Annotated in this window: 1 protein-coding gene (cut by a window edge); it reads right to left on the bottom strand. The window is 62.0% G+C overall.

Features of this window, described 5'->3' with window-relative positions; translation table 11 throughout:
• Positions 1–18,625: the beginning of a CARDB domain-containing protein gene (locus Mal15_RS24125; RefSeq protein ID WP_147870100.1), read on the bottom strand. Its footprint begins 19,712 nt before the window's first position; 18,625 of the gene's 38,337 nt are visible here — the first part of the coding sequence; its start codon is at positions 18,623–18,625; the stop codon falls past the left edge of the window.

Here is an 18,625-nt window from a genome sequence, read left to right as displayed (position 1 = left end):
CGGGATCGGCGGACTGGTCGGTCGCGGTGACGGTGACGTCGACGATTGCTTGTCCGCTCCAGCCGGCCGAAGGCGTCAATTGCAACCCGTCCAGATCCTCGACGTCCAGTTGGTATTGTCCGTCGGCGATTCGGATGCCTTGGTTCAGCGTCGCGCCTTGGGGCAACGAAGTGATCGTGATCCGAACGTCTTCACTGTCGTCGATGTCGGTTGCTGCCGCGTCGATTTCCAGTGGCAACGCCGTATCTTGATCGCCACGAACCGTTGTCAGGTTTAATCGCGGCGTGTCGGTGATCGGCGACACGTGGATGCTGACGAAGGCTTCGTTGGACAGGTAACCGTCGGCGTCTTTGACGGTGTAGGTGAAGGCATCGTCGCCGGAGTAGTCGGGATCGGGGGCGTAGGTGATGATGCCCGAATCGGCGCTGACAAACACGTGCCCGTGATCGGGCGCCGTCACGATGGTCAGCGTGGCGGGGTCCAGGGTCGACTCGGGGTCGGAATCGTTTTCCAGGACACGCAGATTGATCGGCACGTCTTCGCCGGTCGTGGCCAAATCGGTGCGGGCGACGGGCGATCGCAAGGGGCCGGCGACCAGGAAGACGTCGTCGATGCGGACGCGACTATCGGAAGCCGCAAACCCGATCAAATCAATCGACAGCACCGCCAGCGTCCCCGTAGGGATCGAGCCGATGTCGATCTGGACGAGCATCGTGCCGTCACCGGGGTTTCCCGCCAAGTCCATCGCCGGATCCAGTGATCGGGCATCGCCGACGATGACGCCCGTGCCACGCTGGTAGGTGCCGTCGGCGGTGAAGTTCAGCAAGGCGTCGCTGTCGCCGATGGGGATCGCATCACCCAGCGGCGCGAAGGTATTGGCGTCAAGCAACGCGATTTCCAAGGCATCGGGTGCGCGATTGGCGGCCGCGGAGAGTTGCAATCCAGAAAGAGCCAGTCGTAAGATCGACGCGCCATCGGAAACGTAGAAGGCTTGGCGAAGCGACGTGCGCTCGGCGGACGTTTCCCGCAATTCCGCGACACCGCCGCTGAAGTCGACGTCGCCGGTGGTTGTCCAGGCGTCGCCATCGATCTCGAATCGGCCGTTGCGAATTCCGAACGTCGCCCCGACCGTGGGCGCCAGGGACGTCGGTGTCAACGTCGGCGGCTCCGTGATCGGCGGCAACTCGGGCTTGGGGGTGATGCGAGTGTCGTCGCCGGTGGAGGGATCGACGGGCTGATCGATCGGCGGTTGCGTCCCGTCGCCCGGTGGCGGTGTGTACGTCGGGAATTCGGACGTGGCGACAAATCGGTCGCCAACCGTCGTCGCGGCGAAGTCGGACGTCAGGCCGAAATTAGCGGCCAGCAACTGTGCATCGGCGATCGTGATCGCGCCGTCGGCGTTGAAGTCCGCGCGGACGTCGTAAACACGGTCGCCGATGAATCCGCCCACCGAACCGGCGAACAATTCGCTATCGATCCCATCAACGGCGCCGTCCTGGTTGATGTCGCCCACCACGTCCAAGTGCAATCGATACTTGCCCACGCTGTCGGCCGATGCCCCTTGAACGTTTATCAAGAATTGATCGGCTCGATCGATCGCGAACAAGGCAATCGTCCGATCGCCATCGACGCTGCGGGCGACCGGCGACAGTCCTGCGATCGTGGGCGTGTCGGCGACGAAGGTGCTGCGGTAACGCTGGACGATCGCTCGAACCCAAACCACTTGCTGGGCGGTGCTGCGAAGCTGCGATTGGTCGATCGTGAACGCGTACTGATCGATCTGGCCGGCATCAAGCTGGCCGATGATCGCGGTGCCGGAAAAGTCGGCGGAGCGTCCCAGGTCGGCCGTCAACGAAACATCGCGCGGATAGGCACGGTGATTTCCATCGCTGCTGACGGCGACCGCCAGTTCCGCGCCGGTCGCAGCGGTGTAACCGTAACGGTGCAGCGATTTGGCTGCGCCGGTGTCTCGGAGCACCTCCACCAGTCGACCGGCAACGTCGTACACATAGTGCAAGTCGCCCGCCGCCGTCCGGACCGATGCAATTTGGCCGTCCGTGTGGTGGACGATCGGCAGAAACAGATCGGCGGAAAGCAAAACCCCACTGTCACTGATCTGCCAGATGTCACCATCCGGCCATGCCACTTGTTTGATGCGGCCCGCGGAGTCGATGGTGTCGATCCTGGCATCGGGATGTCGCAATTGGTAGGCCCCGGTGCTGCCACCGGAGACGTCGTTGGCGGGATGATAGGGGCGACCGGTCGCGTGATCATAAAAGCGTTTTCCGCCAAGGACCAACAGGCGATCGGCTGACGTCAGTTCATATTCGACACCGTCGTCGGCGTTCCAACGCGGCTCGTAAAGCACCAGCGACTCGTTGGCGGGAAAAGGCCGAACCGGTTGGGGATCGAACGTGAATCCGACGCGTCGCCCATCGGGCAGACTCAGGTAGACGCGATCACCGCGGGACAGTGCCGGATGGATCCCGACCGATGCGGTGTCGCTGGAATCCGCGACCGATTGCAAGGCGACGTCTTGGAAGGTGAAACGCCAGGACCTTCGATGGGAATCGTATTGCCGGGCGATCGAAAACGTCTTGTCGCCGATCGCAATTTCTGCATCCACGTCGGTGCGGATGAAGGCATCGGTTTTCGAAGCCGAGTTGATTTCGACGTCCAGCGAGGTCTGCGCCGAGCGGCCGTCGATATCGGTCGCCGAAAGCCGGACGGTGTAGAAACCGTTGGCCAAGGTTGCTGGATCGAGGGTCGCGAGTCGCAAGTCATCGCCGGTCGTCTCGCCATCGACCAATCTCTCAAATGCCCCCGATCCGCGGGAGGCGATTTCCAGCGTCCATCGATCCAGGTTGACGTCGCCCACCGAACCGACCAGTTCGGCGGTCTCGGTGATCGTGGTCGAGCCATCGATCCGCAGCGTCACGCGGGGGGCGTCGTTGTCATTGACGTTTCGGACACGGATCGTTTCGGTCGCGATTCCCGCAAACCCATCGGTATCGATCGCGGTCACGGTGAGTGTGGTCTTTCCGGGCGCCGCAGCCACGATGTTTGCGCGGCCCTGATCGTCGAGCGTGACGTCGATGCCTTCGTAGGTCAACTGAAGCGAATCGATCGGCGCAAAACCGTCCGCGATGACTGCAACGCGGATTGATTGTCCCGGCATGGCGGGAAAGCTGGGTGTGGTCACGATTCGGACGTCCGGCAATCGCGGCGTCGAAACCGATTCGATGACCACGTTGTGCTTGGTTTCCGCCAATCCATCGCTTGCCCGGACGTCGATCAGGTACGTTCCGAGTTGGCCCGGATTGGGGATCCACGCGATCCGCCCCGTTGATGCATCCAGCGTCGCTCCGTCGGGCAAACCGTAGGCGGCATAGGTCAGCGTGTCATCGGGATCAGGGTCGGACGCGCTGACGTCGAACTCCAACAGTTCACCGACGACCACTTGATGGTGCCGGCTGTCGATGACCGGTGCACGGTTGACGTTGTCGACAAAGATCGGGACGGTGATCGAATCGAACGCGCCCTCCGAATCGGCCAGCGTAAAGACGACGTCGTGGTTTCCGGCCTGATCAAATTCTGGTTGCCAGCGGAACAGGCCGCTACTGGCGTCGAACCAGGCTCCGTCGGGCAGGTTGTTCGCGGCCAACGTCAACAATCCGCCGTCGTCATCGGCTCCGCTGACTTGAAACTCGGTCACCGCACCTTCACGCCCAAATTGTTGTGCCGGGTACGCCAGTCGCGGCGCCCGATTGACCGGGTCGACAACGACGGAAATTGATTTCGTGTCCGATGCCGCACCGTCGGACGCGGTCACCGCGATCGCGTACGAGCCGGACGCGTCAAACGAAGGCGTCCATTGCAGCACACCGCTGATGGGATCCAGTGTTGCTCCGTCCGGCAAAGCCGGTGACGTGTACCAGATGGCATCGTCATCGGAGTCGCTTGCCGCCAACTGAAGCGTCAACGTTTGGCCTTCATCGACGCTCGAATCGGGAACGTCTGCTAAAACGGGCGCGGTGTTGTGGTCTCGGACCTGGATCACAAACGCTTGCGAGGACGAGAGTGTTTCCGCCGTGCCGTTGTTTCCCGAATCAGTCACCGTGACGGTCACGTTGTAGGTCCCGATGTCGGCCGCTTGTGGATCCCAGTTCAACCGTGCTTCACCGTAGCCAACCGAATCGACGATTCGGGCGCTCTCCGGCAGCCCGCTGAATGTGTAGTGCAGCGGTTCTTGATCGATGTCGGTCGTCTTCAGCGGCAAACGCAGCAGGTCACCGGCCAGGACCACGGTTGATGGCAGGGGCGAAAGCACCGGCGGGTCGTTATCGGATTGGATGGTGACGACAAAGTCATATTGCGTCGTTTCGACACGGCCTCGCCCGAGACCATTGCCGTCGTCACGTGCGATGATCGATAGCGTGTAGCTGCCCCGATCGCCGGTGCCGGGGGTGAAGTGAAAGAACCCGGTTCCGTTGCCGTTGTCGCTGAAGGTTGCGAAGTCCGGCAGCGGCAGGCCCGGCAGTCCGCTGGCGGCGGTCAGCGTGATCACGTCTGCGTCTGGATCAAACGCGGCGACGGGAAGGTCAACGATTTGTCCGCGCTGGAGCACAAGGTTTTGGATGCTGTCGATCGCCGGCCGCCGGTTGACGTCACGGACAGAGATCGGAACCAGGGACGTGACGGTGACCGGGGCGCCGGTGGCGTCTCCGTCATCGGTCGCTTCGAATCGCACCGTGTACTGGCCGGATTGGTCGTGGTTGGGCGTCCAGGTCAACGTGGCCGTTTCGGGATCGAAGGATGCCCCCTCGGGCAACTGGGTCGCCCGATAGCGGACCGGTGACGTCAAACCGACGGGGACGAGCGCGCCGTGTTCATCGCGGACCGGCAAACGAAAGCCGGGGTTGTCCGGGTCAAAGGCGAAGGCTTGGACGACCAACGTTTGACCTTCGTCGACCGACCGGCCGTGCATCGATTCAAAGCTCGGTGCCCCGTTGGCGTTGATCACATCGACATTGATTTCGCTGTGAACGGATTGGCCGCCCGCGCTGACTGTGATCGGAATGGTTCGTGTCGCGGATTGATCGAACCCGACGGTCCAACGCAACGTCCCGGTGTCCGCATCCAGGGTCGCACCGCCGGGCAGGTCGTCGCTGGCAAACGTCAACGCGTCGCCGTCGGGATCACGCGCCGAGATGCGATAGGTCCACTGGTCGCCTTGCCGCAACGTGACTGGCGGGGGCGGATCGATCAGCGGTGGTAGATCGGCCTCGGCGACGGCCAAATCGAACGCGTGGCGGGTCGTGTTGATGCCGTCGCTGGCGACCAAAGTGACGTCGCGATAGATCCCCGCCGCGTTTTCGCCCGGTGACCAAAACAGGGTTCGATTGGTCGCATCGAAAAACGCCCCCGGTGGCAGGTTGTCGACCCAAACACCGATCGCCGTGTCGTCTCGGTCGATCACGTCGACGTTCAAAACCAGCGATTCGTTTTCCGTCATCACGGCCTGGTCCGGCGGCGCGAGGAATTCGGGAGCCCGATTTCCGCCGACGACGGTGATCGTCCAGGATTGGGTTGTGAAACCGCCGCGTGCGTCGAAGGCGTACAACACGACTTCGCTATGTTCGGCCGTTTCCACGCCGGTTTGCCAAGTGATGTGTCCCGTGTCCGGATCGACCTGCATGCCCGCCGGGCCACGCTGCAACAGGTAAGCGATCGTGGTGGAGTCCGGATCGTTGGCCAGCGCGTCGTAGCGATAGACGGCACCGGCGGAGACGGTTTCCGTTGGACTGGAGTCGAAACGCGGGCGTTGGTTGGCCGCCGCGGCAGCGAGAAAACTTGGCACAAAGTCTGCGATTGTGTCATCCGGGGCCAGCCAACGAATCGATTTGGCCGTCGTCGATTCCCCCGGTTCAAGCCGAACGCCGTCGGGAACGTTGATCGCCAAGTCGAACAGCCAGCGACCGTCGGTCGACGCAATCGCGGTTTGCCCCGGGACGGCACTGTTGTCCCCACTGCTACCTCCGCCGGCCGGGTCGAATGCCAAAGTGGCTGGTAGCAGCAAGTCGTGGTCGCTGCGATTGGTGATCACGACTTCATACGTGATCGCCTGGGATTGACGTTCCAGCCGCGTGCCGGAGAGTTCGATGTCGACGTCGGCCGAAAACTCGCTGACGGTGGTGAACGGGATGTCATAGTTGGCCGGCAGAGAAAACCCGCCAACGTTTTGGATGCCTTTGCCGATGTGCAACGTTTGCTGGCCGACGGAGAATCCCGTGACGAACAGGTAGGCTGTACGAGTGGCTTCGTCATAGCGGACTTCGGTGACCGCGGGAGAATCCGCTCCCTGGCCGCGAATCGCATAGTTGCCGGGGTTCACGACCGAATGCTGCTCGGTTCCCAATCCCGTGAACATGTCTTCGCTGAACGACACGCTGACTAATCCCAACGGCAGCGCGGCAACGGTTTGTGGGGCCGGGTTGGTGGCCAGAATTTCGGGGACGGCGATCGGGCGAAGGACATCGACCGCCTCGGTTTGGCTGATCAAGACGCGACCGTCTCGGGTGGTCGCGACCACATCGCCCCGTGTCCCACCGCTGGCCAAGGCGACTCGCCGCCAACTGGCGACGTCGACCATCGTCAATTCGCTGCCGCCGGTTCCATGTCCGTGACTTGTCGGTCCCTCGTTGTGCGAGACGAACATCAGGCCCTCGAGCGGCGTGTCACGTTGCCCCAGTGCGATCGAATCGATCGGCGTGCTGAACGACAGCACGGGTTCGGTGCGCCCGGACGACGTGAATCGGATCACGGCATTGCGCTGGGGCCACTGGACGCCATACAGCGTTCCGTCGTCGGCAAACGCCAGGCTGCCCACCCGCAGGTTTTGATCTCGGCTGAGTCGTGAAAACCTTCCGCGGGTCGGATCAAACCGTTCGACACCGTAGCGTGATCCGACGACCAGATCGCCTGTTGCCTCATCGACGGCCAGCCCCATCGTCAGTCCGTCGCCGTGCTGGGCCAGCAGAGAGCCGTCGTTCGGGTCGAGTTCTAACAGCGGGCCGCCGCCGGTCGTGGCCCAAAGGCGACCGGAGGCGTCGAAGGCCAGGTTGAAGATCGGGTGATCCAATTCAGCCCACACGCCGTTGGCTGTTCCGCCGTCCGACGTGAAACGATAGATCTGGTTTCGCGCCGGTCCGCCGCTGACCAGGATATCACCGCGGGGTGTTTCCGCGATCGCCATCGGGCCGATGTCGGATTCTGCCGCGGCACCGACCGCGACGTCAAACCCTCCGGCAAAACGCTGGGCCGAAAACGGTTGGAACACGTCGTCAAACGCGGCCGGGTCTGCGTTGCTATGCGGCGACGGAATCCGCTGTTCGGCCGATGCGAATAGCGGATGAATCGACGTCGACGCGGGTGCGGGCGGTTGCCCCAGATCGGGCCGCGTCGTCTCACCTACGGTTGGCAACACGCCGAACAAGGTGGTCGATCCGTCGTCATCGGCGGTCGCACTCGCCGGCGGCGTTTCTCGATTGCCCGCTCGATCGGTGGCAAGTGCCAGGAATTCATAGGTCCTGCCGACGCGTCCGACAAACACGTCCTCGCCGCTGGATTGCGGCAGTTGCCGTTTCCACAGCTTGAAATCGCCGCGGTCTTCGGCCACGTACAGGGAAACGTGTCGAAACCCGCTGCCGCCTTCGTCATCGGCCACGTTCCAGCGGATTCGAAAATCGTTCTGATCATTGAGCGGCGTGACGTCGATGTGACTGGTCGGCGCAACCGCGTCGATGTTGTACGTCAACGCGTCGGCCTGTTCCGGCGGCGCGTTGTCAAAGATCACCCGAGCCCGCGAGGTGATCGTCTGGCCGGTTTCGACCGCGTCAGATAACTGGACGTTGTAGGAGACGAACCCGGCGCCTTGACCGCGGGCGTTGTTCGGTGGTAGCAATCCGCCGTCGCGGCCGGTGCGGACCTGGCCGGTCAGCGGATCGATCGCCTGAATCAACCACGTCGCGGCGCTGGACTTGACGTCGATTCCGCCACTGACCCGCAGGTTAAAACCGAGGCTGTCGTGGAAATCGAATTCGCCCTGGTAAAGCGATCTTCCCTCGGGGATGCGAATGGTGATATCACCGATCTTGATGTCACCGAGTCGGAAACTGCGGGGATCGACGGCATCGTCCAGCGGAACGACAACGCGGACTTCGTTGGCGTCGTTGGTCGTGCCGGGATCGTTTTGGAAGTTGACGGTGAACGGCAACGGCTGGCCGGCCGGTACAAAGCCACCGGTTTCCAACGTGAACGGACCGGTCTGGGACACCGCCCCGGTACTTGAGTCTTCTTGATCGTAATAGCCCGCCAGATTCAGCGGAAAGAAGACGTCTTCATCGTTCGGCGTGATCCCGCTGATCTGATACTCCGCCGGAATCCCCGCGCCGCGATGACCGAACGGCACCCACGGCACATAGACACGCATGGCTTGGAAATGGGTGTTCGCATCGAACGACAAGTCGTAATCATCCAGCGTCGGAAGAGCCGCGACCGGATTGGGGCTTTGCAGGATTCCCAGGAAGGACAGCGAATCGGAGGTGAAGTTGACTTGGTCGGGATCGATCGCGGCCTGCAGCGTCGGGTCGTGTCCGTACCATCGTCGCACGTCGTCAAAAAAGTCGGTCAAGTTGCCGCTGGCGATGACTTGATCGCCGCCGGGACCGGTCAACACGGCGCCGGCCAGGGTGGCCATCAGGCTGGTCAGTTCCTGGTCACGTCGCGTCGGCGGGGGCGTATCGACCGCGCGCAGTGTTCCGCTTTCGGTCAGATAGCTGCCGTACAGCGATCGCCATGCGTCGCCGTCGCCGGCCAAACTGACCAGTGCCGCGTCGGCGTGTTCGTCGGCGAGGATGCCTTGACGAAGACGATCCGCCTGGTCGAGCGCATGTTGCAGGAACTCCTCGCGCGCCATCGAGGTTGCCGACGCGACGACGTGGAACTGGAACGGGATCAGCGGCTGGATCAACAAATCCGGCACCGCACCGAACGCTTCCCAGACCAGTGCCAGACCGGGTGAGATCTTATCGAGCGACTCCGGCCCCTCGGCCAAGAAGTCCGTCGCGGCGTAGTGCGGGATCGCTTCGTAGATCTTTGCCTTGAACGCTTCCCAGGCATGATCGTGCAATTCACGCAGCCCCGGATACGTTTGGACTTGGAACGTGAACCCGGCGAAACCATCGGCCGGATGATCCAGCAGGTAGCCGCCGGCGGTCACGTGCCCGTCGACGTTGACCGCCGAATCGAGTTCGGCCCAGGGCAGGTCGGCCAGCGGGCCGTCCATCCCGCCACGCAGGTTGGATGTGAAATGGTTGTAGGGCAGGTTGTAGACGTTTTGGTTGATGCCCAGTTCGGGAATCGCGACGTTGTAAAACACGTACGGTGCATCGACGTTGCCGGTGTTTTCCAGCGTGACGCTGTACGTGCCGCTGTCGCCGGCCAAAACGTAGCGTGGACCGCCGATGCCGACGGTCACTTCGGGTTCGATCGTGCGTTCGATTTGAAAGCGATACGGCACGACCGCGATTTCGCCGTCCGGGTTGATCACGTGGACGTCGTACAGACCATGCGGTGCGTCGTGCAAGTCAAACGTGGCGATCAAATGCGACGCCGAAACATGGTTTTGCGCCGCCGGAACGAATTCGGCAAAACCCGGACGGACCAATTTGACGATTGCATCTTGATCGAATCCGGCACCGGAAATCGTCGTCGTCACCAGTCCCGAATCGCCGCCGATGTCGGTGCGAATGTCGGTGATCGCCAGCGGCAACAACTCCGCCAGAACTTCCAAGGGCGAATCGTCCGATTCGGTCGAAAAGCCACGAATCAGGACATAGTACGTTCCCGCTTCGGTGGCCGGGACGATCGCCGCGGGAGTGTCGGTCAGTGCGCCGCCGGAATAGGCATCGAAGGTGCGGACCGAGGGGGCTTGATTGTGTCGCAGGAACACCTCATGAATTGAATCGTCAGCGGCAACGGCGGTGACTCGCAGCGTTCGATCCGGCGGGACATCCACGGCGAACAATCGTTGCTGTGACGTCGCCAACGTGGTGTCCAGTGGAACACCCAGTGTCAACGACGGCGCGGCCAGCCCGATCGTCGATGCCGATGCGGTCACGTTGTTGCTTTCGCCGACGTCCTCATAGACTTGATCAAAGATGTCGGACCGCACGATGGCTCGGTAGCTGCCGGGCGTCAGCGACGGCGTGATGATTTCGGTCGACGAGGTATAACTTTCGCCGGCGGCCAACGTCCCGCGAAACTCGACGCGCCCGACCGCGGCATCGTCGATGTCCCAGGCCGCGTCGCTACTGAAGTACAGGCTGTCGGACCAGCGACCGGAAACCGCGACGTCGCTGGTGTTGGTCACCGTCCATGTGATCTGGGTCGGCGCGCCGGCGGTGACGTCTTGCGGAACGTCGATCGCCGTCACTTGCAGGTCGGTCGGTTCGGGCAGCTGGATGACCATCGGAACCGGCGGGACCGCGGCATTGTTGCGTTCCTGCGGGCCTTCGAACACCTCACCGGTCGGGCGTGACCGATCGGGATCGGTGACGACAATCACGTAATACTGTCCCAGCAACTTGGCCGGCAACGACGTGGTCAATGTGTTCGTGTACGAAGCTTCCGCCGCCAACCCGCCTTTGTGCGTGAACGATCCCAGGTAAAGATCGCTATGGAGGTCCAAGAACGAGTCGCGTGAAAGGTAAACACCGTCGATCCAATCGCTCTGCCCTTGGACCGTCGCACCGCCGCGGTTGGTCACAGTGTACGTGACATCGATTTCTTGACCGCGTGTTGCGCGGTCGGGAGCGGTGATGGACGAGACTTGCAGATCGGGCACATCGGACAACGTCACCGGCAAGCTTTGCACCGCGATGTTGTTGCCTTCGGATTGATACTCCGCAACGTCACCGCGCGCCGATTCACGCGCCGCCGCCGATGCCAAGTCCCAAGGGGCGAGAACACCCGGCAGTTCAAATTCGATCCCGACGCGACGAAACCCGATGTCGCTCGGTCGCCCCGAACGATCTCGCATCGCCGCCGAATCGGTGAACACCAGCAGATGGAAATCACCTTCGATGCCGTCGGGAATCTGGACCGACACGCGCTCCGTGTACGATTCACCGAGATCGAGCGAGCCGCGGTGCGACATCGATGCGACTTGGGTGTCCAAGTTGTCCAGCGATGCGTCATGGGACAAAAAGATGCGATCCGTCCACGAGTCCACTCGCGTCGCACGGCTGCCCGTGTTGTGAACCGTGTAAATCAATTCGATCGTTTCACCGGAACTGGCCCCCGCGGGCACTTGGAAGTCGGTGATGGTCAGATCGGCTTCGTCGTAGCGAATCGCCAGGTCGGCCCGGGCCAGGTTGTCGGTGGGATCGTCAAACGCCCAATGCCCAAAATGCGAACGCCACTGGGCATTGTCGCCTTCATCGGCGGGGTACCAATCGGTCAACAAACGCCGCGATTGATAAGGGAACAGAAACGGTGACTGATCGTTATTGGCGTTCAAGTGCACCCACAACGAGTAATCACCGCTGGTGCCTTGGGGCAAGGTCGCGGTGAAGCTGACGGTGTATTGATCACCGGGGTCGATCGTCTCGGCGGGCGCGAAAATCGATGCGCCCAGATACGACGCCCGCTCGCGAATGAAGGTGGGGTCGGGCGAAAGCCACAAAAAATCTTTCCAATACGTCGTTCCGCTCCAAACCGGATGCTCGCCGATGTTTTCGACGGTGTAGCGCAACGTCACTTCTTCGCCGGACCTTGCATCAACGGGAAGATCGAAGCCGACGACTTTCAGGTTGGCTGCGGCGGATCGGATCGACGTCGCAACCGCGGTGGTGTTGTTGGTTTCATCGACTTCGATCACCGGGGCGAATGTTTCGACAGCAGTCGCGGCGGCGAAGAAGCGGGTCAGATCGATCGACGGTTGCGGCGGCAGGTCGTCGTCGGTAATGACGACGATGTAGCTGCCCGCGGCCGAGGGCGACAAATCGACCTCGACCGAAGTGGTGTAGGAAGCACCTTTGGCCAGCGGCAAGTCGCGTTTCTTTTCGGCCAACAGCAACGTCCTCGCGCCGTCGGCATTGGGATCGGGATGGTCACTCAGGTAGACACGATCGATCCAACCGCCCGGCAAGGCATCGGCCAATCCGAGGTTGTCGACCGTCCAGGAAATCGTGACGGACTCACCGCCGCTAGCCGTCACGGGTGCAACGATGTCGCTGACAACCAAGTCCGGCTGTGCCCCGAGCACTTGAATCGGCCGCGCTTTGAAATTGTTGTTGTCGATGTTATTGGGATCGTCGGGGTTGTTGTTCGTCGCCAACGTGTCTTCGGGAACGACGCCCAGCGGGTCGACCCAAGGCGTCACGAACCAGTGGCCCGATTCCAGCTGCGACGGGATGCGGATCGTCGTTTGAGTTTCATAGCCGGCCAAACGCTCCAACGACCCGATGTGTGTGCTCGTCCGCAACAGCAAGTCGCCTTGTCCGGGATGCGGGCGATTCTTGTCGCGAGTCAACCAGACGTTTTCGACCCAGGTGTCGCCATGGGTGGCGCCGCTGCCAAGGTTGGTCACGGTGTAGCGGACGGGAATCTCCGCCCCGGCGACCACTTGGCTGGGCGCGATCACATCGCTTACCACCAGATCCGCCAGCGGTTCGGGTTCGATGAAGATCGATTGGTAGCGGAGGTTGTTTTGGTTGTTGGGCCATTCGGCGATGTTGTCGGTCGCGTCGGTCTGGACGATCACATAGACATCGCCGCGATAGCGAATGGGAATCGTGACGCTGCCCGCTTCGGTGCTGTATCGCTGGCCGGCCGCCAAGGCAGAACCGTGGTCGAGTTCGCCGATCAAAATGTCCGCCTGGTCGATGACCGGATCAAGCGACAGATACGCGCGATCGACCCACGCGACACTGCCCGTGCCGACGGCGCCTTGATTGACGACGGTAAATTGCGGCGCCAGTGTCGCTCCGGCGGGCAGACGTTCGGGGAGGGTGATTGAGTCGACTTGCAGATCCGCTCGCGGACGAACGTCGACGGTGATCGGTCGGGCGGTCGTGTTGTTGGCTTCGGCCGTCCCTTCGTACAGCAACCCTTCGTAGTTGGTGCGGACCAGCAGGTTGAACGCCCCCGTCGACTGGATCGGAATGCGAATCGATTCGCTGCGCGAGTAGTGTTGTCCCGGCGGGATGGGATCGACGAACGGGAACGTTCCCAATTGGATGATTTCCGCGTCTGGATCGCCGGCTGGTTGCAGATAAACGCGGTCGATCCATCCGCCCGCTGCCAGGCCGTCGCCGTTGTTGGTGACTGTCCAGCTGACGTCGACCAGCGTCCCTTCTTGGGCTGCGATCGGAGCCACGAAACCGCTGACGACCAGATCCGCCGACGGCAACAGGGTGATCGGAAACGACGCACCGGCCGCCCGATTGTTCTGGTCGAATATGAATTCGTACGGTCCGTCATCGGCCGCCGTGTGAACGATCAAATAGTGATCCCCGGACAGCCCGTCGGGCACGATCAGATTGCCGGTCCGGGTGTAGCGATCCCCCGGAGCGAGTTGACCGAAGTGTTGGAAACGCGTTTCGGTGCCTGCGACGACCTGTGTTCCTTCGGGATCGGTCGCCAGATAAACCACGTCGTACCAGTCGCCGCGGTTGGTGATTCCGATCCCCGCGTTTTCGACCGTCCAAGAGACACTGGTAACGGAACCGGAGTTGACCGGCAGCGGAATGTCGATGTCGGCAACGACCAAATCTGCAAACGGGACCGGCATGATGTCGATCACACCGGCGTGGGTGGCATCGTTGTTCGCTTCGTTGCCCTTTTCAAAGACCTGATCGCCGAAGTCGCTGCGGACCAGCAAGTTGAAACGACCGCTGGTCCCGGCAGGCAACGAAATCGTTTCGCTGCGCGCGTAAGAACTTCCTGCGTCCAAAAACCCCGTCTGCTGGAACGTCGCAATTACAACGTCATCATCGTCGCCGACCACGTCATTGCGGCTGAGCACGATTGCATCGGTCCATCGATCGGTTAATCCCGTTCCGGTACCGATGTTGGAAACGGTCCAATCGACCGTCATCTGCGCGGGATCTCCCAGTAATTGTGCCGGCGCGGAAACATCGGTCACCGAAAGATCGGCGTAGGGAGAGAGCGTGATGGTGATCGGTACGGTTGCCAGGTTGTTGGCTTCACCGTCGGGCCGCTCGCCGAGTTCGTTCGCGGCGTCGGAGACGACCAACAGATGCTTTGCACCCTGCAAGTGGACCGGGATCTCCAAGTCGCGGTCAATCAGGAGAGATTGCCCGGGCGAGAGCGGCTGAGAGATTTGAAACTGGCCGATCAACGGGTCGTCGGCGGAAACGGTCAGGTCGTCCGACAAATAGATGTGTTGTTGCCACGGTGATGCGACGCCCGAACCTTGGTTGACAAGTTCAAAACGGATCGGCAGGACTTGTCCGGAGTTGGCCGCGGCTGGCACGGCCAAGTTGGTCACAACCACGTCGGGGTGGGTGATTTGGATCGTGTCGCCGACCAGCCGATTGTTCGACTCGTACTGCCCTTCGAACAACCGCCCGGTGTCGTCGCTGACGATAACGATTCGGTAGTCTCCGTCGTCCAGGTCCGGCAAGTCGATCGTCATCATCGACAGATAGCTTTCGCCCGGCGCGAGCGTGCCAGCTTGAAAGACGCCTCCGACCAGATGCGAGATCTCCGGAGCCGCGAGCGATTGCAGGTAGATGCGATCGAACCAGCGGTCCGGGGTCGGTGCGTCGCCTTGATTGATCGCCGTCCAGGTGAACACGCTCGTGGTGCGCGGTTGACCGGTCGCCGGGCCGCTGATCGACGTCGGCATCAAGTCGACCAGCGGCGGAACCGTCAAAGCGAGCGGTGCGGAAACGAAGGTGTTGGCTTCGTCGGTTTCTTGAATCTGCGTGTCGTCGTCGATCGACGCGATCAAGTAGTACGTGCCGCTTTCGAGCGACTGGAGCAGCGGCAGCGATACGTTGATGTCGTGCCGATAGGATTCGCCGGCCGCGAGCGATGAATGGCGAACCGATGTGTGAAGTTGCAGGTCGCCGGCGTCCAGGACGGAATCGGTCGACAGGTAAATGCGATCGGTCCAGGGGCTGCCGCCCGCCACAGCGGTGCTTTCGTTCTTGACATCGAACTGTAACGGGACGTCAGCACCAAAGAAAAACTCGGTTGCCTCGGTGAACAAGAGCGTTCCGTCCAGCTCCAAATTCGGCAATGCCCAGTGGAATCCTCCGGAGGCCTGGTCTTGGACAAGTTCCCCGTTGATTTCGTCTCCGTCTTGATTCATCGGGTTGCCGACCCAGTCGAGCACGTCGGGGCCGATGGTCAGCGAGTAATCTCCGTTGACGAATCGCTGCCTTTCTGGACGCAGGATGAATCGGCGATCTGATCCGGGCACGGGCAGAACCGATTCGATTGCGATCGACGTGCTCCCCGGTCCGACCAATGAGACGTCATCCACGGTCAGCGAATCACGGTCAATGGGTTCGCTGAACTCGATGACGACAAACGGACCGTCGGGATCGTGCGCGCTGTCCGAGGCGGTGATCGAGACGACCGACGCCCCGCTGGAGAACCCCGTGACGAATCGGAGTGCCGTCGGCGACAACTCCGGTGTCAAATTCTGACTGCCGAAGTCGAGCCCCGTGTAGCCCGGCGACCCGCCATGTGACGCGTAGGTCATCACCAAGTAGCTGTCGTCGGGTTGAGGGTTGTGATCATTGACACGGGTGGTTCGGATGGTGCCGTCAAGCGTGACGGTGCCGGTGATATCCAACACGTCGTGATCGTCCACCGGCGTCACTCCGCCGATATCAAAGTTCAATTGCCCCGTGGCGGTCAGTGACAATGAACCGTCCAGGATCAGCTTCCCGTCGGGATCGACCCATCCCGCGACGACGACATCCGCCTGCACTTGTCCGTTGCCGGTGAGAACGGAATCGGATTCCAACGTCACGTTGCCGACGATCAATCCGGAGGGGCCAGCCGTCAGGTGCACGCCGGCAAGTGTCGCGCCGCCGGAAGAGTTACTGCCAAGATCGATCGTTCCGCCGTCGCGTGAGTCAACGGTGGAAAAACGATCTGACCCGGTCAGCGAGCCTGAGGAATGGTCGGAAAATGTCTGCAGGTCGCTCAACACGATCTGACTGCCGACACCCTCGCTGAGCAATTCGATCCGCCGCTGAGACGCATTGCCGACGTCCGGGTCTTGGATGGTTTGAACACCGGACAGATCGACAACGCCACCGGACAGGGCGTCGATGAAGATGCGGGCGTTGAAGTCGTCTCCGTTCTCAATTGCCGTGACCGTAGCGAGTTCAAGGCGGCTGCCCCGTCCTTCGGCACGAAGAACCGCGATTTGATTGGGCGCTGTTGTTGCGTGCCGGATGGATGTGACCGAGGGTAACGTGAGCGTGACGCCATCGCGGGCGATCAGTGTTGCCGAGTCGATGGCCGAAAGCAGCGGCGCGGTCGCCGTGCCGCCGCCAACGAGCGAAAGTTCGCCCGCGGAAAGATCGGTCAGTGCTGGCAGTGCGGCGGCGTGCCCATCGATCCGAATCGCGGTGCCGATGGCAGAGGTGAGGGCTGAAAACGAAAGCGCGGCGTGGCCCACGGCATGCAACACGCTGTTGGTTGCATCCTTGATCGAGTCAAATGCAAATGAACTTCCCGCATCGGCAAAGATCCGCACTCCGGTCAGCGACGCCAACACCGGCGCGATGATCGTGCCACCGCGGGTGACGGTCAGCGACGAGTGGCCGCCGGCGGTGTTCTGGGACGCCGGCGATTCACCGATGTCCACCAGCGAGGTCAGCGAGGACAGATCGATTTCGCTGGTCGGGCCGTCGGCCGAAACGTGCACGCCACGTCCGGACGTGTTTCCGCCGACCGGGTCGCTGATCTGCTGAACGCTGGACAGGTCGATCGCGCCGCCGTCTCGTGCCTCGATCAGGAGTTGGGATCGAAACGAGGAACCGCCTTGGATCTGCGTCAGATTGGGAAACGCAAGTCGGCTGCCGTTGCCGGATGCAATCAGCGTCCGCGTTTGGGAGCTGTCGGTCGTCGCGTGCGAATAGGTCGTGACCAACGGCAGGGAGAGCGCAATGCCGTCGGCGACATCGATGCTGGTTCCATCGATCGTTGCCAGTCGGCTGGTGTTGATTCGTCCGCCGGAGAGCAATTGGAGTCCGCCACGGGTCAACGAGGTTAACGCGGCGGTGTCGATGAAGCCGTTTTCGGACCGCAAGAAGGTTTCATCGGCAGACGACAGCGCGGGCAGTGTGACGGTTTGGCCGGTCACGTCGAGACGTCCGCGATCGAAGCTCTTGACCGCATTCAGCGGCACCCGGCTGTCCGCGTCGATGGTGACCGCGACGCCATCGAGTGTTTCGAGTGAATCGAGTGTGAACGCACCTCCGCCGCGGGCGATAAGTTCTGAATAGGAGAGCGGGTCAGCGGGCACCGACGCTTGGTCACGGAACGACGCCAACGATCGCAAGTCGATCGAACTGCCGGTGTCTTGGGACAGGATCGTGATCCCACGGCGCGCAGTGTTGCCTCCATCTCCATCGACGATCTCAGTCGCGGTCCCCAGATCGATGTGTCCGCCGGAATTGGCTTGGATGTTCAGCCGGTTTCCGAAGTTGGTGCCGCCGTGGATCGTTCGCAAAGACGGAAACACCAAGCGGCTGCCGGCACCTTGGACGGTCCAATTTCGCTGGACGTTGTTGGCGGTCGCGGCGTGATGGTAGGTGGTCAGGTGATTGAAGACCAACTCGGCGCCCTCTTCGACACGCAGGTTGCCGCCGTCGATGGCTTGCGGGCCGTCGACGACGAGCAACGCGCCCGGGCCTTGCGCGAGGAGCGTGGCACCGCCGGACAGGTTGAAGGGGCCGGAGAGCGTCGAGGCGGCGGCGGTGGTCAAGGAGCCGCCGATGAGGTTCAGGCCGCCGGGACCGTTGATGCTGCGGACGACTTGGTCACCGGCGTCGATCGTGACCGAGACGCCGGCGACCGCGAGATCGACATCATCCGACCCGCCGGGGACGACTCCGCCGCTCCAGTTGGCCGGATCATTCCAGTTCCCATCGCCGCCGATCCAGGTGACGGTTTGTGCCGCAGGGATCGATTCGGCGAAAGCGGATTGCGCTGGGGCGTTCGACGGATGTTCGTCTGTTGCTATCAGCGGGTTCGCGCCGGCGTCCGGGTCTGGATGCTCGGGTGCCCGTCGGCTTGCGTCAGACGGCTGATCGTCCTTTGTCAACGTCGTGTTGATCAGCGTCGTCAAGGCGGGCGCGATGATTTCAGCGCCGGCGACATCGAAGGTGGTTCCGCCGTCCCAGTGAAGGGTTGCCAGCAGATGTCGGGCTTCGAGTGTTTCAAACGGTGGTCGAACCAGCCCCTGGCTGATGCGTTTCCGGGCCTTCCTTGCCGCGGCGGTCCGACGCCGGTCCCGCCATGGGTGTCCAAACCCGGGCCGCCGCCGCGACCGGTCCTTTTTCCGTGCCAT

Origin of the sequence: Stieleria maiorica (assembly GCF_008035925.1) — a bacterium.
Lineage (GTDB): Bacteria > Planctomycetota > Planctomycetia > Pirellulales > Pirellulaceae > Stieleria > Stieleria maiorica.
This window is presented reverse-complemented; position numbering and strand designations above follow the sequence as displayed.